This is a genomic window from Streptomyces sp. NPDC059499 (assembly GCF_042749285.1).
In the GTDB taxonomy this organism is placed as follows: Bacteria; Actinomycetota; Actinomycetes; order Streptomycetales; family Streptomycetaceae; genus Streptomyces.
Genome location: NZ_JBHYTT010000004.1, coordinates 272690 through 289105, shown reverse-complemented (window position 1 = coordinate 289105; position 16416 = coordinate 272690). Strand labels below are relative to the sequence as shown.

Genomic DNA, 16416 nt, shown 5'->3' with positions numbered 1-16416 from the left:
CCGTGCATGACTGCGGGTATGACCCGCCCCAGAATCCGTGTCGCCGCTTACAGGACGCGTGGCTGGGCCGGGTCCGAAGCGGGTGACGTACGCCGCCGGGCGCCGGGCCGTTCGCGGTCAACTGTCCTGTCCGCGCAGGAACGCCAGTACCGCGGTGGTGAATTCCTGAGGATTCTCCTCGGGAATCCAGTGCGCGGTGCCCGGCACGATGAAGCCCGTCACGCGGTGGGCCACTTCGCGCATCATCTCCTCGACGAGCGCCCCCGAGGTGCTCATCGCCCCACCGACCGCCAGCACCGGGACCGTCAGTTTGCCGTCGCGCCCGAGTGCCGCACGGTTCTCCTCGGCATCCGCGTCGAACGCCCGGTACAGCTCGAATCCCGCACGCATCGCTCCGGGCGCGGAATAGGCCGAGACGTAGACGTCGAAGTCGGCCTCGTCGATGGCGGAGGGATCGGAGTTGCGTACGGCGAAGAATGCCTGGAGGTACTGCCGTTCCCGTCCGGCCACCAGCATCTCCGCGACGTCACGCGCCCCGTGGAACGCGAAGTGCCACACCCGTGGGTCGCTGCGCAGCCGGTCGAACACGTCGGTACCGGGAAGCGGTGCGTCCACTGCCACGAGATGGGACACGTCGTGGCGGAACTGCTGTGCGTACGCGTAGGCGACCATGAGGCCGATGTCGTGGCCGACGAGTACGACGGGCTCGTGGATCGCGAGGTGCTCGTGCAGCAGTTGGTGGATGTCGCGCGCCACGGTCCACTTGTCGTAGCCGGAGGCCGGGCGCGACGAGTGCCCGGCTCCCCGGTAGTCGGGAGCGATCACGCGGTAGCCCGCTGCGACGAGCGGCCCCATCACCCGACGCCACTCCCACCAGGTCTGCGGAAAACCGTGGATCAGCACGATCGTGCGGGCGCCCTCGCCGGCCGACACGTAGTGCAGCCGGAGGCCCGGGGACAGATCGGCCATGCCGTGCGTGATGTCGAACGGGTCGTGCGGATCCTGGCCGAAGGGCATGGTGAAGGCTCCTGTCGTGTCGTGTCGGGGCGTCTCGGCGGCGGCCGCCGCGCTTTCCGCTCCTCACCCTGCATCCAGCGACTCAACAGGACAAGTGAAATGATCTATAGCCACTGTTAAGCTCACCTGCATGCTGGATATGAGGCGTCTACAGATCCTCCGCGCTGTGGTCACCAGCGGATCCGTGTCCGCCGCGGCCGCGAACCTCGGTTACACACCGTCGGCCATCAGCCAGCAGGTTTCGGCTCTGGAGAAGGAGGCGGCGACGCCGCTGCTGGAGAGAGCCGGCCGGGGCGTACGGCCCACCGAGGCCGGACGGCTGCTGACCGGTTACGCGGACACCATCAGCAGGACCGTGGCCGAGGCGGAGACCGCGCTCGCCGACCTCCGGGAGGGCCGGACCGGCCATGTGAGCGTCCGCTACTTCAGCTCCGCCGGCGCCTCGTTGGTGGCTCCGGCCCTCGCCCGCATGCGGCACGGACACCCGGGAATCCGGGTCGAACTCAGGCTGAGCGACCCGCACGACCCTTTGCCGGAGGTCAAGGAGGGCTCGGCCGATCTGGCGGTGGTGGTCCGGCCACAGGGCGATGTCCCGGGTGGGGTCCGTCTGGTACCTCTTCTCGACGACCCGTACCACGTGGTCCTGCCGGTCGGACACCGGCTCGCAGGGCAGCCGGTGATCGATCTCGGCGCCCTCGCCGACGAGGCATGGGTGGGGAGCGAACGGGCCTCCGACCGCTGTCTGGACATCGTGCTCACCGCATGCGCGGCCGCGGGTTTCAGCCCCGGCTTCACGGTGGAGAGCGGGGACTACGCGACGGCCCTGGGCTTCGTCGCCGCAGGTATCGGCGTGGCGCTGATTCCGCGGATGGGGTTGCGCGGTACCGATGCGGACGTTGTCGTGCGGCGGGTCCGGGGGCCCGAACCGGTCAGGAAGATCTGCGCCGCCGTGCGCGGCACGACGACGGTCCCGCCGTCACTGGGTGCCTTGCTCACCGCGCTCTCGGACGCCGCGAACTGCCTGGACGCTCCTCCCCAGGAGCCCGCAGGGGGAGGCCGGGGCGCCGCTCCCTGAGGCGGCGCGGGACAGGTTCGGCGGGCCCCGTACCCGGGGACGGGTCGACACCACGGTGCGGCGAAGCGGAACTCCGCCTCGCCGCACCGGGTTTCGGCCGGGCCTGCCGCAGCAGGTCAGGCCTTGCTGGTGCAGATCGTGTCGTACGGCCTGCCCGGGCTCGGGAACAGGTCCATGGGGTCGGCTCCCGCAGGGCATTCCTCGGCGGTCTTCGTCAGGGCCACCACCTTGCTCGCGCCGCTTCCCCCGGCACCGCAGGCCACTTCCTTGGCCGTATCGTCCACGCAGTCGCCCACCACCAGCTGGCCACCACCCGCTCCGGCATCACCGGGGTGGTCGCCGGAGAGGTTGCGTCCGCAGATCGTCTTGCTGGGAAGGCCGTTGCTGGCGTCGCCGGAGCCGATGGCGACCTTCACCGAGATGATCTCGTCCGTGCCGGCCGGGCATTCGACGGCCCCGGCGAAGAAGGAACCGTCCGTGACGGCAAGGGCCTTGATCGTCGCCTTGGGGTCGTCGCAGTCGAGGCTCTGAAAACTGTCCTTCGCCCCGCCGCCGGCAGGTCCGGCGCAGTCTCCGACCTTCCACTCCCGGGCCTTCTGGTCGCCGCCGCCGGAGGATTCACTGCAGGCGGTGGTGGCCCCCAGGACGAGCGCAAGGAGCAGGACCGCCCTGACGCCCGTACGAGGACCGCGCCGCGAGGACGCACCGGTGCTGCTTCGTCCGCTGCTCCGGGGTCGCGTGCTGCCGTGAACGCTCATGCTGCTGCTCCTTGGGTATCCGGCGTGGCACGCAAGGCATTTCGGCGTGGCACACGCATGGTGACGCGCGCCTGACGACGCCAGGAAGGAGCGTGGCGGTTCCCGGACCTCAGAAGCCCCGCAGGTTCACGATTCGTCGGCCACGGTGTCGACGGAGGACGGGACCGCCCTCCTGCTGCGGTACGCCACCACTCCACCCACCGCGAGGGCGAGGACGGCCACGCCGGACACCCCGAGGACCGTCCGCTCGGCGAAGAGCCTTCCCAGCACTTCGAGCACGCCCAGCCCCGCGGTCGCGTAGATCAGCGCCCAGGCCGCCCCGCCCACGAACAGGGCGGGGAGGTAGCGCGGCAACGGCATGCGCATGTTGCCCGCCAGGAAGTTGGCGGCTGTCTGGAAACCGACGGTCAGGAAGGAGACGGCCACCACCGGCGCGCCCCACCGCTGGATCGCCCGCTCCGCGCGCCGGAACCTGGCCGAGGACATCCGCCCGGCGAACCTGCTGCGCCTGGCACCCGCGCCGGCGAGCCACCCGACGGCGAACGTCCCTCCGGCGCGGAGCAGGACGATGACGTACAGGGCTCCGGCCGTCTGCGCGATCTTATCCACGACGCCTCGTCCGGAACGCCGGGCAGGATCCCGCGTCCCCCGTCACGCGCACGGACGTTCCCGCCCTACCGGGAGTACAACCCGCACGAGCCCGGTCACCGTCTCTCACCTGCGCCCTGCCTCTACCCGTTCCGCTTTCCGGGGTCCCTCCCGCGGCGCCGGAACCCGAACCCGCCGCGAAGGTCCACGCACCAGGCAAGGCCAGCCTAACCGAACGCCCATACGGCGGATACAGGGCACCTGGCTGCCCGGCGACCGAAAGGCGTCGGGCAGAACAGCCGGCCGGTTGGGGAGGCACCGGGTGTCCTGCATCGAAATGGATTGCCCGGCCCCCTGGTCGGCCACCCTTCGCCGGGGTGCGATGCCACTGTGATCTTGATCAGTGGACGCGCCCGGGGCGGCGGAGCTCGGCAGAGGTAAATGCGTTCGACTGCGGGAGGCCGCGCTCCCGAAATCGGCGCATGACTCTCCTGGTGCACACCTACGTCTACGACGCCGACGGCACACGCGAATTCCTGGAAGATCCCGAGTACGCCGACACCATGGCCGGATTCGAGAGCACCCGCGGACGTCTTTGGGGATCCGAGGCGATCCGGGCTCTGGGGGCACGGTTCTTCCCCCGGTTGGACGGAGGTGACCTCTACGTGGAGCCGGTGGAGGTCGACGACTTCCTTGCCGAGTGCGAAGTGGTGCGCGCACACGTTGATCATCTTGCTGAACGGAGTGGCTACGACGCCGACTACATCACCGCACGGTTCGACAACATCGTTGCCGCCGCGGTGCGGGCCAAGGCCGAGGGCGGCGGGGTCATCGTCTGGTGACGGTGTTCAGGGGAGCTGCGCCACGGCACGCCGGCTCCATTCTCGATCGACCCGCCGGTTTCGGCGGCACGGCCGTCCACCGGTCCTAGGATCGGGCCATGAGCAGGACCGACCGCGCCGGCCGGATGATCGCGGCACCACCGGCGGCTGTCTACGGCGCCCTCGTCGACCGTGAGTCGCTCGAGGCCTGGCTGCCGCCGGACGGCATGCGCGGGCGGGTCGAGCGGTGGGATCCTCGGCCGGGCGGCGGATTCCGGATGATCCTCACCTACCTCGACGCCACCGACAGCCCGGGCAAGACCTCGGATGCGACGGATGTCGTCGACGTCGGGTTCGCCGACCTGGTGCCCCCGGAGCGTGTGGTGACGCGGGCTGTGTTCGAGGCCGACGACCCGTCGTACGCGGGCACCATGACGATGACCTGGCACCTCGCCGCCGCCGGTGACGGGACCGAGGTGACCGTCACCGCCACGGACGTACCGCCCGGCATCGACCCGACGGACCACGAGGCCGGGATCGCCTCCTCGCTGGCCAACCTGGCGTCGTACGTCGAAACGGCCGGCTGACTCACGTCGCCCGCGCCGGGAGTGCGCTCAGTTGCCCACGCCGAGGCCGGACATGAAGGCGGACGGGTACCGGTCACCGCGCGCCGCGCCCGGCGGCACCGCCTTCTCGATCTCGGCGAGGTCGTCCTCGGTGAGGTTCAGATCGATCGCGGGCAGCGCCTCGGCCAGTCGCTCGCGGGTACGGGCGCCGACCAGCGGCACGATGGCCTCGCCCTGTGCGGCCACCCAGGCGATGGCCAGCTGGGCGACGGTGCACCCCTTCGCCTCGGCCACCCGGCGCAGGGCCTCCACGAGGGCGAGGTTGTGTTCCACGTTCCCGCTCGAGAACCGCGGGCTGAAGCTGCGGCTGTCACCGGGGCCGGCGGTGCGGCCGGCGGACCAGTGCCCGGAGATGAGACCGCGGCTGAGTACGCCGTACGCCGTCAGGCCGATGCCGAGCTCCCGCAGCGTGGGGAGAATGTCCGCCTCCACCGCCCGGGAGATCAGCGAGTACTCGATCTGCAGGTCGGCGACCGGGTGTACGGCGTGCGCCCGGCGGACGGTCGCCGCATCGACCTCCGAGAGGCCGATGTGCCGCACGTAGCCGGCGTCGATCATCTCCTTGATCGCGCCCACCGTCTCCTCGATCGGTACGGCCGGGTCCAGCCGTGCCGGGCGGTAGATGTCGATGTGGTCGGTGCCCAGCCGGGTCAGTGAATAGGCCAGGAAGTTCTTCACCGCCTCGGGACGGCCGTCCGTGCCGTTGAACTCCGGGCCCGGCCCCCGCAGCATGCCGAACTTGACGCTCAGCCGGTAGCTGTCCCGGGCCCGGCCGCGCAGCGCCTCGGCGAGCAACATCTCGTTGTGGCCCATGGCGTAGAAGTCGCCCGTGTCGATCAGCGTGACCCCGGTCTCCAGCGCGGCGTGCACCGTGGCGATGCTCTCCGCCCGGTCGGCCGCGCCGTACACACCCGACATGCTCATCGCCCCCAGGCCCAGCGCGGAGACGGCCGGTCCGGTACTGCCCAGGGTTCGTGTCTGCATCGCGTTCTCCTTCGTCGTCGGTCTGTTTCCCACCTTGCGGCCGCGCGGCGACGTACGGGAGCGGAGCGTTCATCATGGGAGAGCCGCTCCCTGGATCGAATGGCCACCACGAGGGACGATGAGCTCATGCAACGCGACGAGCTCGCCGACTTCCTGCGCCACCGACGCGAGGCGATCCGCCCGGCCGAGGTCGGCATCTCCGACGGTCCCCGGCGCCGCACCGCCGGGCTGCGCCGGGAAGAGGTGGCCATGCTCGCCGGTATGTCGGTGGACTACGTCGTACGCCTCGAGCAGGGCCGCAGCAGTCAGCCCTCGACCCAGCTGCTCGGCTCGCTGGCCCGGGCCCTGCGTCTCTCCGACGACGAGCGGGACCATCTGTTCCACCTGGCCGGCCACCAGCCGTTGCCCGCGGAAGGGGTGGCCCGCCTCGCCCGAGCCGGGCTGATCCGCATGCTCGACCTGCTCGGCGACACCCCGGCCATGGTGCTGTCCGACCTGGGTGAGGTCCTCGCGCAGAACCGGGCTGCCATCCTGCTCACGGGCGACCAGAGCGGCTTCTCCGGGGACCGGCGCTACCTCGTGTACCGCTGGTTCACCGATCCCGCTGCCCGTGCCGTCAACTCTCCCGAGGAGCATGAGTACCGCTCCCGCCAGGTCGTGGCCGACCTGCGCGCGGTCGCCGGCCGCCGGGCAGGCGACCCCACGGTCGCCGGACTCGTCGAGCGGTTGCAGGCCGCGAGCGCCGACTTCCGTCGCCTCTGGGCCGAACACGAGGTGGCTGTCCGACGGGCCGACCGCAAGACCGTCCTGCATCCGCGTGTGGGCCGTCTGCTGATGGACTGCGAGACCCTGGTGACGCCCGACCAGGGCCAGCAGCTGCTGGTGCTCACCCCGGCGGACGACGAGGCCCGTGAGCGGCTGGAGCTGCTGCGGGTGCTCGGCATCGAGGAGTTCCCCGTGGGAGCGGCGGACTCGCCCGAACAGTGAAGCGGCCACCGGAGAAGGCAAACCTCCTTTCCGTCAGCAAACAGCGCCGTAGGCTACGGCTGTTCTGACCACCGCAGGCGGAGCCCGGGCCTGATGCGCTCCGGCCTGCTCACCCGCATCCAAGGAGACGGCAGTGAGAAGCAACGCCTCACGGTGGCCGATACCGATCATCGCGTTCGTTCTGGCGCTTCCGCTGCTGACCGGCTGCGCCATCGACGAGGGAACGGCGCTCGCTGCCGATTTCGAAGAGGACTGGGTCGGCACATCGGACGTCGAGAAGGTCAGCACCCTCGGGGACAACACCCTGCCCTTCATGGGAAAGGCGGTCGGTGAGCTCGTCCTCAAGGACGGCACCTCGCCCGACCGTGTGGCCGAGCGGGCGAACGAGCTGCGCGAGTACGTCGCACGCAACGACTCGATCACCGGCCGGATCACTGCGGACGGCATCACCTTCACCGTCGAAGCGGACAAGCGGCGTGCCGACGAGGTCGTGGCACTGTGGCGGTCACTCGCGGCGGACGAACGGGTGGTGCACGGCGATATCAGTGGTTCGTCCTCGAAGAAGGGCCACCGCTGGCTGTCCGAGGTCACCGTCGTCGACTCCGCCGGTGCCCTGGCGGTCTTCGACGACATGGCCAGCAGCGGCGGCCGGCACCGACCGCTGTCGGACGTGACATCGGTCGAGGTCCGCACCGGGCGCGACGTACGGCCCGGCCTCCTCGTCCAGTCAGACGTCCACGGGGGCCTCCCGACGGAGGCGATCGCCGCGTACGAGGCCGTGGTCGCTGAGCACCCGGTCGTCGGCGCGAGTCTGCAGACCTCCCGGGTGAGCATCACCTTGGCGGACACGGCGGATCGGGACGATGCCCTGGAGCTCGCACGGAGGGCCGCACCGGGACTGGATGCGGCCGCTGTGTCGGTCACCGGCGAGGGTGGGGCCTGACCTGCGGAAAATGGGGCCTGCCCGCCGGGAGGCGGTGTCGCCCTCCGGGAGCTCGGATCGTGAACGCCACGCGGGGTGAACCTCGACTTGATAGGCAAGTAAATAGTTGCCTATCCTGGAGGCGTGGCCGACGACGTCTTCAAAGCCCTGGCCGACCCCACCCGCCGCACGATCCTCGACGAGCTCACCGAGAAGTCCGGGCAGACACTGTTCGAGATCTGCTCGCGGCTGAGCATGAAGCACCAGCTCGGCATCTCGCGCCAGGGGGTCTCCCAGCACCTCGCCGTGCTGGAGGCCGCCGGGCTCGTCGAGACCAGGCGGGAGGGCCGCTACAAGTTCCACGACCTGAACACAGCCCCTCTGCGGCAGATCGCCGAGCGGTGGCTCGTGCCCGACACATCCGGACCGGAGAAGAGCACCCCATGAAGATCCATCTGACCAGCGTCTTCGTCGACGACCAGGCCAAGGCCCTGCACTTCTACACCGAGATCCTCGGCTTCGTGACGAAGCACGACGTCCCGTTGGGCGAGAAGGACCGGTGGCTGACCGTCGTCTCGCCCGACGAGCCCGGCGGTACCGAACTCCTCCTGGAGCCCGCCGGTCACCCGGCCGCCAGGACCTACCGCGACGCGCTCGTCGAGGACGGTATCCCGCTCGCCCAGTTCGCCGTCGACGACGTCGACGCGGAGTACGAGCGCCTGCGCGGCCTCGGCGTCCGCTTCATCCAGGAGCCCCTGAACATGGGCCCTGTCACCACCGCCGTCTTCGACGACACCTGCGGCAACCTGATCCAGATCGCGACGCAGCCGAAGTAGACGGTCCATCGGCCGGGCCGGACAGGCGGTGGGGCGCTCACCGGATGTCCGTACACCGCACGGCGGAGCGCTTTACGCTGTTCGGCATGCGGACCCGGGTACCGATCAGCGACGAACTGCGCTCCGCGTTGGGCTCCCCCACGACGGCCGTACTCCTGGACAGCAGCCCGCGCTCCCGGGTCTGGCGGGTCGGGCTGCGCGACGGTGGCCGGGTGGTCGTCAAACAGATCACCGATGCGGGCGGGGGCGGCACCGTGCCGGACGGGGACGCGCGTTATGCGCGGGAGGTCGCCGCGCTGCGGCTCGCCGCACGGGCCACCCGCCCGGGCGTCGCGCCCGCACTGCTCGCAACGGATCCCGGTTCCCGTGTGATGGTTCTGGAACACCTGGACGACCTCGGCGCGGCCGACAACTGGATGCCGGGCTACGCCGAGTCCCTGGCCCGGCTGCACGCGCTCACCGGACCGGCCGATACGGGCACGCTCCCCGCGTGGTCCGGGCCGACTGCCGCGGACGCCGACTCCTTCCTCGCCCTCGCCAAGGCCCTCGACGTCCCCGTCCCACACGCGGTGCCGAACGAACTGGCCGGCCTGATCGACCGGCTCCGGCCCGCACCCCACCATGCGCTGCTGCACGGCGACCCCTGCCCCGGCAACGACCTGCGCACCGCCACCGGCGTCCGCTTCGTCGACTTCGAGCACGCGTCGCTGGGCAACGGTCTGGTCGAACTCGCCTACCTCCGTATCGGGTTCCCGACCTGCTGGTGTGCGATGTCGGTCACCGGTGCGCCGCTCGCGGAAGCCGAGGGCGTCTACCGTGCCACCTGGCGGAGCCTCACCGGCACCGACGTCCCCGGCGACCTCGCGGACGCCTGCGCCGGCTGGCTGATCCGTGGCGACGCACTCGTCGAACGCGCCCACCGCAAGTCGGTCGACCACCTCGCGCGGGTACCGGCGGAGGATTTCGAGTGGGGCTACGTCTCCGCCCGGGAGCGCCTCGTCCACCGGCTCGGTGTGGTCGCGGACATGACCCGCGACCACGACCGTCTGCACGCACTCGGCCGCCTCGGCGCGGCACTGGCCGCGCGCCTGCTGGAACGCTGGTCCACGCTGCGCCCTCTGCCCGCGTACAACACCCGCCCCCGATGATGACGGCCTCGGTGACCACCACCGACGCGGGTGGTTCGTCACCGTTCAGGCGTCCGGGTGGCCGGCGATGTTCAGGATGTTGCCGTCCGGTGCGCGGACGAAGAACCGGCGCAGGCCCCACGGTTCGTCGGTGAGCGGGTGCACGATCTCGTACCCGCGCCGTCGCGCCTCGGCGTACGCGTCGTCGACGCCCGCACCGACCCTGACCGAGGCGACCGGGTCCTGGGGTGCGGTGGCGTCGCGGGTGAGGAGCTGGAGCTCCGCGCCTCCGTGGGGCGACCGGTAGCGGGCGACCCAGCCCAGATCGAAGTCCTCGACGCTCAGGCCGAGATAGCCGGTGTAGAAGTCACGGGCGGCCGCGATGTCCGGCACACGGAGATTCACTGTGATGCGGGTGGCTTCCATCATTGCTCCTCGAAAGCGGCAGGCTTGTCCCGTGGCGCACAACAGGTGCTCGTTCCCTGCAGCCTGCCACCGCGCCCCGGCCCTCGTGCCGGCAACGCGCGGGAGCGCCCCTCCGTCGACCCGCCGGGCGGGCGGGGTGAGGGGCCGGGCAGGGTCAGGGTGCCGGCGGGGCACCCGCCTCGGTTCGGGGCAGGTAGGCACCCTTGGCGAGGATGCCGTCGATCTGCCGGCCTTCGGCGGTGGTCACGCGCCGATGGGGCAGCGGTACGCCCACGATGTGTGCCAGGCGCCGGAGTTGGACATCGATGGCGGCTTCGCAGCTGACGCAGAAGTCGTCGGCGCCGCGGCGCCCCTGGGACCAGCCGAGGAGCACCAGGGCGAGGGCGAGAGGGGCAGCCGGCCACCAGAGGACGGACACGGCCAGGTAGGGCAGGGCCCAGGCGACGCGGACGGTCGCGGCGGCGTAGTCGTCCCACGCGGCGGAGACGACCTTGGGGGTTCGGTCGCTGTGGAGTTGCCAGAGCCGGGGCCACACCCTGGCGAGGGATACGCCGTACTGGACGGCCACCCGCTCGTCCACGAGGGCGAAGCGGTCCCCGATCCAGGTGGCGCGGTGGGGCAGGTAGCGTTCCGGCTGGGCGTAGCCGCCGCGCCTGGCGGCGTCCAGGGCGAGCCGGCGGCGGCGCCGGATGCCGGGGCCCATGAGGCGGCACAGGAGGGCGGACCTGCCTGTCCAGAGCCGGTTCACGACCACGCTCATCTCCCTGACGAGCACGGCAGTCACGGCGACTCCGGCGACGAGCAGGCAGCCGACGACGGCGCCCTTGGTACTCCGGGCCGTGCCGACGAGCGCGTCCAGGCGCCGGACCAGGATGTCGAGGTCGAGCGCGTGGGCGGCTCCGGAAGGTGCCATCGCCCAGGCGACGACCACGGTCGCCGCGAAGGGCACGCCGGGCAGGATCAGGAAGGCGAACCAGCGGTCGGCTATGCGTTTGCCGAGGTCGGAGAGGATACCGTCCATCAGCCACCGTCCTCGGCGAGCATCGGGGTCCCGTCGAGATGGCAGCGGGGTTCGGTGGCGTCGGCGTTGCGTCCCCGTGCGGGGCAGCGGCCGTGCGGGCACCGGAATTGTTCGATGAGGGGCCGCTCCTGCCAGGTCTCACCGGCCGGGAGTCCGGAGGCGCGGGATCCCTCGCGTCGGAGCCGGAGTTCACTCAGTGCCTCGGTCGCGGCCTTGCCCGCACGGACTTCGGCGAGTTCCCTGTCGAGGTCGGTCCGCCATCCGAACCGGTCAGCCTTCTGTCTGAGGTCGGGAAGGTTGGCGCACAGCCACCCCAGGGCCGTCTGTTCCTCGGTGACGGCGGCGGGGCGGCGGGCCTCCGCGTCGGGGGCATTCCGACGGGGGCGCCGCTGCCAGGGCAAGCGCACGCGGATGGACATACGAATCACTCCTCTACGGTCCGATGTGCAGCAGGGAAGACCAGACGTCGACGTCGCGGGGGGCGGCGCGACGCAGGGACTGCGCGGCGTTGTGGACGGCCTGGGCGGCACGTGCGCTGTCGGCTGCGCCGTGCTCGGTCAGTGTCCGGTACACCTCCCGTGCCGCGTGGAGGGCCTTGTCACTGTCGACCTCCCACAGCGTGCCCACGACGTGGACGAAGGACTGGAGGTGGAGCAGGGCGGCCAGGTGGACGGCCTCGTCGTAGGCCCGCGGGTCCGGGGCGGCGGTGCTGCAGGCGGACAGGTAGCAGAACTCGGCGTCGTCCAGACGGAGATCGGCCAGCTCCTCCAGCGAGACGACGCCGTCGGACACGGCCAGCCCGGAGGCGTCCGCGTGGCAGGCGAAGTGCACCCAGTGGGCGCCGCCCAGCTGCGCGAGGACGTCGGCGACACGTGCGGGGCTGAGCGGCACCGCGTCGGGGAAGCGCTGCAGGAACTCCTCGGCCTCCTGTTCCACGGCCGGCAGGTCGGGCTTGTCGGGGGTCCGGGTCGCGGCGACGACGAGTCTCCGGCGGGGCGACACGACTCGCTCGGACGACCTGAGCAGTGCGCTGATCGTGGGGGTGTAGGAGGAGACGACCTCGTCGAGCAGGGCGGGGCCGCCGGGCCGGGTGTGGTGGCCCGCTGCGTGGAGGGGCAGGGCGGCCAGCGGTCCGGTCGGGCACCACCAGATCCGCCGCCCGTCCCGCAGGTGGGGGGTGACGGCGCGTAGCACGGGAACCGCCAGGTCGTTCCAGAGGCGTGCGGAGATGACATTGAGTAACGCCTGGTGGCGCCCGTCGGGGTCGGTGGACTGCTCGGCCCATGCGACCAGTTCGCCGTGATCGAGTCCTTCGAGTGGCACGAGAACGGGTGCGCCGTCCGGGACCAGGACTATCGCGTCGCATCGCAGCGGGCTCGCGTTGACCACGACGACGGGCCCGTCGGCGGCTGCTTCGGACAGCTCGTGGTAGTCGCGCCGCCCGGCCGCTCCCAGGCGGGCGGACAGTTCGTTCCACTCCCTGCCGAGGTGGATGCGTCGCTCCACGTCGGCACCGCCTTCGTCCAGCTGCCAGCCGGTCTCGTCGGGCACGTCGAGTTCGGCACGGATCTCGTCGAGGCGTCGCGCCAGAGCGGGGTCGTCGGTACGGACGGCCTCGACTCCGTCGCGCAGACGGGCGAGTTGGCCCCACATGACGGCCCGACCGTGTTCCAGGATCTCGACCGCGTACTCCACGCGGCCGACGGCGATCGCGGCTGCGGCGGCGGCCGTCGACACCCCCTGCCAACGCCTGAGCAGCCATCGCTGGTCATCGCGGCGCAACCCGATCCACGCCAGCTGGGGCAGGAGCTCGACCGCTGCCGCGTAGCCCTCGACGGCCAGGGGGCCTCCTGCGCCGAGCTCGCCGAGGCTCATGGCGGCGGACAGCCGCGCCTGCAGTGGCGAGGAGGCACTGTCGGCCGCCTCTCGCAGGCAGGGCGCGGCTGCGTCGCTCCTGCCGGAGGCGGAGAGCGCGCCGGCGTGGACCATCAGGCACGCGGCATGCCACGGGTGTCCGGGGCCCTTCTCGTCCACGAGGCGCGCGGACAGTTCCAGGGCCTCGGCCAGGTCCTGTCGGTCGCCGTCGCGGGCGAAGCGTTCGAGGAGCGCCCGGACCGTGTCGGGGTCGGGTGCGGCGCGCCGGCCCGCCCGGATGGCGGCGGCCAGCGCTGCCGGGTCCGCCGTGGCGCGGTAGCGGAGCAGCTCCAGCTCGCTGACGTGGCCGTGCACCCGGTTCGGGTACCGGCGGCCCACGCGCCGTACGAGGGCGAGCGCCCGGTCCAGGTCGGCGGGATCCCCGCGTAGTTCGTAGCGGTGCCTGAGCGCCCACGTCAGATTCAGGCAGACGAAGGACCACCGGGCGAAGGTGAACCAGAACCAGGGGCGGGGCTTCGCGGCGAGGCGGTCGAGAACGGCGATCGCACGGTCCAGGTTGACCACCGCCCCGGTCCACTCGTAGCGGAGGACGAATGCCCGTGCCACGTTCGTCTCGAGCGCCGGCCATCCCAGTGTGAGGATGAGCCGGTCGATCAAGTGCCGTGGTGGAGCGCCGAATGCGGTGGGGCCGTCTCTCAGCAGGTCGTCCAGGGCCGCTGTGTCGTTCCCCCGCTCCGCCAGGAGGTTGATCAGCGCCTCCGTCCGCATGAACCAGGCCACGGAGGCGAAGTCGCGGGTGCCGGACAGTTGGAAGTGTTCGGCGTGCTGGACCACCCTGCGCAGGGCATCCTGCCTCCCGGGACCGGCCGCGTGGCGGTCGGGTCGGGCCGCCGTGGCGCGGATCGCGATGATCACCAGCCCGAGCATCCGGTCCGCCCACCACGGGACGAACGCCAGCACGGTCGGGACCAGTACCTGGCCGCCGAAGGTGACGCCGAGGAAGTTCGCGGTCGTCCGGTCCGACAGGAGGTCCTCGAAGTCCTCGCCCTCGGGCAGGAAGGGCACCGTGATCGACAACACCAGCATGCCCAGCACAGCAAGGAACTTGAGCGGCATCGCCACCGGTTGTCGGACGAAGGCGAGATAGGCGTGCCCCACCAGTCGCCGGTGCGTGACGGTCCAGCTCACCGCGAAGACGAAGAACGCGAAGCAACCCGCCCCCAACAGGGGCAGCCCGTAAGGCATCAGCGGTGAGTCGGGCGTGTACCGGTGCAGCTCGTACGTGGTGAGATCGCGCCAGGCGGCCAGACCTGGGTCGTAGACGGCGTGGTGTGCGGCGTCGTAGACCGGCTGGTCGTGCGGGCCGAACCGGAAGAGCCGGTGCTGCGCCACCTGGTGTCCCCAGCGTGCGCCGACCGTGGCGGCGACCGCCGCCAGAACCCACACGGCGATCCGCCGCTTCCCCCATGCCATCGCACAGAGGATACGACGGGTGACGCACCCTGCGTACCGAAGTTCACGCCCTGCGGCCTCCACGTGATCGTTTGCCTCGGGTGTCGTCGGACCTGCGCGTACGGAAGGAGGCCGAGGTCCGTCGTAGGCTGAAACCTCGCACGTGACGGACAGGAGGCTCAGGTGGCCGGAACGACGGTGGCCGAGGTGCTGGCCGAGCTGGCCGAGCTCGAGGACCCGAAAGCACGCGCGGTGAACGAGAAGCACGGTGACGACCACGGTGTGAACCTCGGCAAGCTGCGCGCCCTCGCGAAGCGGCTGAAGACGCAGCAGGATCTCGCGCGCGGGCTCTGGGAGACGGGTGACACCGCGGCGCGACTGCTGGCGATTCTGATCTGCCGCCCGAAGGCGTTCGAGCGCGACGGCTTGGACGCCATGGTGCGCGAAGCGCGTACGCCCAAGGTGCACGACTGGCTCGTGAACTACGTGGTGAAGAAGAACCCCCATGCCGAAGAGCTGCGCGTGGCCTGGTTCGCCGATCCGGATCCGGTGGTCGCGAGTGCCGGATGGGCGCTGACCACCGAACGCGTGGCGAAGAAGCCCGAGGGCCTCGACCTCCCAGGACTGCTCGACGTCATCGAGGCGGAGATGAAGGACGCCCCGGACCGCCTTCAGTGGGCGATGAACCACTGCCTGGCTCAGATCGGGATCGAGCACGCCGGGTACCGCGCCCGTGCGATCGACATCGGCGAGCGCCTCGAAGTACTCAAGGACTACCCGACTTCCCCGGGCTGCACCTCTCCGTTCGCGCCGGTCTGGATCACCGAGCTGGTGCGTCGGCAGGAGGCTCGTTAGGAAGGTTCGCACCGGCGGGGCGCGGTCCGGCTGAGCGCGCGCCGCGACTCGGGGGCAGCCTCAGGTTCCGCTGAGCGGCGAGCCCCATGTGTGGTCGTGGTGGGCCCTGCCCATCAGGTGCGCAAGCAGCAGCCCCGCGGTGCCCGGGGCGCCGGCTCGGGGGGCGCCTGCCGCGGTCAGGGCGGCACCGAGCCGTTCCTGCGCCGACTCCGGGCAGTGCATGTCGTTGAGGAGGGGAAGGGCGAGCAGGAGTCTGGCGGCGGAATCCTGCACCCCTTCAGCCGCGGGAGCGGGGTTGTCAGCGATGTGGACCAGCTGGTTCCAGTTGATCCCGGCCCCCGAGAACCCTCCTTCCCAGGTGGCGATCTGCTGTGCGTGGCTCCGCCCCGGGTGAGTGAGGAGATAGTCGATGCCGTAGTCGCCGACCATGTTGCGGCAGACCACCACGACCCCGGAACCGTCTGCCGCAGGCAGCCGGAACACCGGCCAGCGTTCGGGGTCGAAGAGGATCTCGGACAGGGCATCGGCATCGGCACCCTCGTCGCCGAACCACTCCGGAACAGGCCTCTCAGCACCTGTCCCGCCGACACACATCGCCATGAGGTAGTTCGACCAGAAACCCGGGCGATTCAGCAGTGACTCCCCCGCAACCAGCGGGCCGCAGTCGTATCCCTTGATCAGCACCCCGCAAGCCTGCCACCTCGGGTGACCGCGCGCCCCGTCCTTGCCTCCACGGAGCGCTGCACGGCCTCCGGCACCCGCCGGCAGACGGTGCTCGGGCGTCGGGCGTGCCGCCGGGTCCGGATCGCTACCCGGGCCGCGTCCCGTCCGCCACCAATTGATCACCGAAATGGAGTTCGAAAGTTTCGAGACTTCGAAACTTTCGGCGCCACCGGATCGGCGACATCACAGCATCGCTCAATTGAATTCTCTCCAACACCAGCACTGACCAGCGCATAAGAGATCCACGGTGTCGCGTGAGTTTCGGAAAGGTTACGTAAACCGTTGACAACTCCCTTGCCAGGCCCGACTGTTGTGACGCTCCC

Annotated in this window: 18 protein-coding genes; 9 read left to right on the top strand and 9 right to left on the bottom strand. The window is 70.8% G+C overall.

Going from position 1 to position 16416, the window contains the following annotated elements:
• Positions 1-117 precede the first annotated feature (117 nt).
• Entirely contained in the window at positions 118-1017 is a 900-nt protein-coding gene (locus tag ACFW9O_RS13015; RefSeq protein ID WP_384608390.1) for an alpha/beta fold hydrolase, read from the bottom strand.
• A gap of 130 nt (positions 1018-1147) precedes the next feature.
• Here ACFW9O_RS13015 and ACFW9O_RS13010 point away from each other — a divergent pair, with 130 nt between their 5' ends.
• Positions 1148-2092 carry a LysR family transcriptional regulator gene (locus tag ACFW9O_RS13010; RefSeq protein ID WP_384608387.1) on the top strand — a complete coding sequence of 315 codons (945 nt, stop codon included), beginning with the start codon at positions 1148-1150 and terminating at the stop codon, positions 2090-2092.
• A gap of 116 nt (positions 2093-2208) precedes the next feature.
• On the opposite strand, the gene ACFW9O_RS13005 is transcribed toward ACFW9O_RS13010, so the two are convergent.
• Together ACFW9O_RS13005 and ACFW9O_RS13000 are read right to left on the bottom strand one after the other, a co-directional pair.
• On the bottom strand, positions 2209-2850 hold the full coding sequence (locus ACFW9O_RS13005) for a hypothetical protein (protein WP_384608384.1): 642 nt from the start codon (positions 2848-2850) through the stop codon (positions 2209-2211).
• 126 nt (positions 2851-2976) lie between these two features.
• Positions 2977-3459 carry a DedA family protein gene (locus ACFW9O_RS13000; RefSeq protein WP_384608381.1) on the bottom strand — a complete coding sequence of 161 codons (483 nt, stop codon included), beginning with the start codon at positions 3457-3459 and terminating at the stop codon, positions 2977-2979.
• A 461-nt stretch (positions 3460-3920) separates the two neighbouring features.
• On the opposite strand from ACFW9O_RS13000, the gene ACFW9O_RS12995 reads away from it, so the two are divergent.
• On the top strand, positions 3921-4280 hold the full coding sequence (locus tag ACFW9O_RS12995; RefSeq protein ID WP_384608379.1) for a hypothetical protein: 360 nt from the start codon (positions 3921-3923) through the stop codon (positions 4278-4280).
• 98 nt (positions 4281-4378) lie between these two features.
• On the top strand, positions 4379-4846 hold the full coding sequence (locus ACFW9O_RS12990) for an SRPBCC family protein (RefSeq protein ID WP_384608377.1): 468 nt from the start codon (positions 4379-4381) through the stop codon (positions 4844-4846).
• Between the two features lie 27 nt (positions 4847-4873).
• Here the strand turns inward: ACFW9O_RS12990 and ACFW9O_RS12985 are convergent, their stop codons facing one another.
• Positions 4874-5869: an aldo/keto reductase gene (locus ACFW9O_RS12985; protein ID WP_384608374.1), complete on the bottom strand. Its 996-nt coding sequence runs from the start codon at positions 5867-5869 to the stop codon at positions 4874-4876.
• Between the two features lie 126 nt (positions 5870-5995).
• Here ACFW9O_RS12985 and ACFW9O_RS12980 point away from each other — a divergent pair, with 126 nt between their 5' ends.
• The 5 genes from ACFW9O_RS12980 (at position 5996) to ACFW9O_RS12960 (ending at position 9762) form a co-directional block, all read left to right on the top strand.
• On the top strand, positions 5996-6856 hold the full coding sequence (locus ACFW9O_RS12980) for a helix-turn-helix transcriptional regulator (protein ID WP_384608372.1): 861 nt from the start codon (positions 5996-5998) through the stop codon (positions 6854-6856).
• A gap of 133 nt (positions 6857-6989) precedes the next feature.
• A complete protein-coding gene (locus tag ACFW9O_RS12975) occupies positions 6990-7799 on the top strand; it encodes a hypothetical protein (RefSeq protein WP_384608369.1) in 810 nt (269 codons plus the stop codon).
• 123 nt (positions 7800-7922) lie between these two features.
• On the top strand, positions 7923-8225 hold the full coding sequence (locus tag ACFW9O_RS12970; protein WP_351178641.1) for a metalloregulator ArsR/SmtB family transcription factor: 303 nt from the start codon (positions 7923-7925) through the stop codon (positions 8223-8225).
• On the top strand, positions 8222-8614 hold the full coding sequence (locus ACFW9O_RS12965) for a VOC family protein (protein WP_384608366.1): 393 nt from the start codon (positions 8222-8224) through the stop codon (positions 8612-8614). The genes ACFW9O_RS12970 and ACFW9O_RS12965 overlap by 4 nt, the downstream gene beginning before the upstream one ends.
• Positions 8615-8700: 86 nt before the next feature.
• Positions 8701-9762: a phosphotransferase family protein gene (locus ACFW9O_RS12960; RefSeq protein WP_384608363.1), complete on the top strand. Its 1062-nt coding sequence runs from the start codon at positions 8701-8703 to the stop codon at positions 9760-9762.
• A gap of 45 nt (positions 9763-9807) precedes the next feature.
• Here the strand turns inward: ACFW9O_RS12960 and ACFW9O_RS12955 are convergent, their stop codons facing one another.
• From ACFW9O_RS12955 to ACFW9O_RS12940, 4 genes are all read right to left on the bottom strand, one after another.
• Positions 9808-10167 carry a VOC family protein gene (locus tag ACFW9O_RS12955; RefSeq protein WP_351178632.1) on the bottom strand — a complete coding sequence of 120 codons (360 nt, stop codon included), beginning with the start codon at positions 10165-10167 and terminating at the stop codon, positions 9808-9810.
• A gap of 154 nt (positions 10168-10321) precedes the next feature.
• Positions 10322-11188 (bottom strand): hypothetical protein, encoded by an 867-nt coding sequence (locus tag ACFW9O_RS12950; RefSeq protein WP_384608359.1) that lies wholly within the window; start codon positions 11186-11188, stop codon positions 10322-10324.
• The gene (locus ACFW9O_RS12945; RefSeq protein ID WP_384608356.1) at positions 11188-11607 is read right to left on the bottom strand and encodes a hypothetical protein; all 420 of its coding nucleotides are present in this window, start codon (positions 11605-11607) and stop codon (positions 11188-11190) included. The genes ACFW9O_RS12950 and ACFW9O_RS12945 overlap by 1 nt, the downstream gene beginning before the upstream one ends.
• 13 nt (positions 11608-11620) lie before the next feature.
• Positions 11621-14536: a CHAT domain-containing protein gene (locus ACFW9O_RS12940; RefSeq protein ID WP_384608354.1), complete on the bottom strand. Its 2916-nt coding sequence runs from the start codon at positions 14534-14536 to the stop codon at positions 11621-11623.
• Positions 14537-14698: 162 nt separating this feature from the next.
• On the opposite strand from ACFW9O_RS12940, the gene ACFW9O_RS12935 reads away from it, so the two are divergent.
• Complete coding sequence (locus ACFW9O_RS12935; RefSeq protein ID WP_384608351.1) at positions 14699-15370, top strand: DNA alkylation repair protein; 672 nt, start codon at positions 14699-14701, stop codon at positions 15368-15370.
• 60 nt (positions 15371-15430) lie between these two features.
• Here ACFW9O_RS12935 and ACFW9O_RS12930 read toward each other — a convergent pair whose 3' ends face one another.
• On the bottom strand, positions 15431-16054 hold the full coding sequence (locus tag ACFW9O_RS12930; RefSeq protein ID WP_384608348.1) for a hypothetical protein: 624 nt from the start codon (positions 16052-16054) through the stop codon (positions 15431-15433).
• Between the last annotated feature and the right edge of the window lie 362 nt (positions 16055-16416).

Bases quoted from the DNA above. Each gene is read 5' to 3' on its own strand.
- ACFW9O_RS13010 (WP_384608387.1), top strand. From the start codon at position 1,148: ATGCTGGATATGAGGCGTCTACAGATCCTCCGCGCTGTGGTCACCAGC.
- ACFW9O_RS12995 (WP_384608379.1), top strand. From the start codon at position 3,921: ATGACTCTCCTGGTGCACACCTACGTCTACGACGCCGACGGCACACGC.
- ACFW9O_RS13005 (WP_384608384.1), bottom strand. From the start codon at position 2,850: ATGAGCGTTCACGGCAGCACGCGACCCCGGAGCAGCGGACGAAGCAGC.
- ACFW9O_RS12950 (WP_384608359.1), bottom strand. From the start codon at position 11,188: ATGGACGGTATCCTCTCCGACCTCGGCAAACGCATAGCCGACCGCTGG.
- ACFW9O_RS12945 (WP_384608356.1), bottom strand. From the start codon at position 11,607: ATGTCCATCCGCGTGCGCTTGCCCTGGCAGCGGCGCCCCCGTCGGAAT.
- ACFW9O_RS12980 (WP_384608372.1), top strand. From the start codon at position 5,996: ATGCAACGCGACGAGCTCGCCGACTTCCTGCGCCACCGACGCGAGGCG.
- ACFW9O_RS12985 (WP_384608374.1), bottom strand. From the start codon at position 5,869: ATGCAGACACGAACCCTGGGCAGTACCGGACCGGCCGTCTCCGCGCTG.
- ACFW9O_RS12965 (WP_384608366.1), top strand. From the start codon at position 8,222: ATGAAGATCCATCTGACCAGCGTCTTCGTCGACGACCAGGCCAAGGCC.
- ACFW9O_RS12955 (WP_351178632.1), bottom strand. From the start codon at position 10,167: ATGGAAGCCACCCGCATCACAGTGAATCTCCGTGTGCCGGACATCGCG.
- ACFW9O_RS13015 (WP_384608390.1), bottom strand. From the start codon at position 1,017: ATGCCCTTCGGCCAGGATCCGCACGACCCGTTCGACATCACGCACGGC.
- ACFW9O_RS12960 (WP_384608363.1), top strand. From the start codon at position 8,701: ATGCGGACCCGGGTACCGATCAGCGACGAACTGCGCTCCGCGTTGGGC.
- ACFW9O_RS12940 (WP_384608354.1), bottom strand. From the start codon at position 14,536: ATGGCATGGGGGAAGCGGCGGATCGCCGTGTGGGTTCTGGCGGCGGTC.
- ACFW9O_RS12990 (WP_384608377.1), top strand. From the start codon at position 4,379: ATGAGCAGGACCGACCGCGCCGGCCGGATGATCGCGGCACCACCGGCG.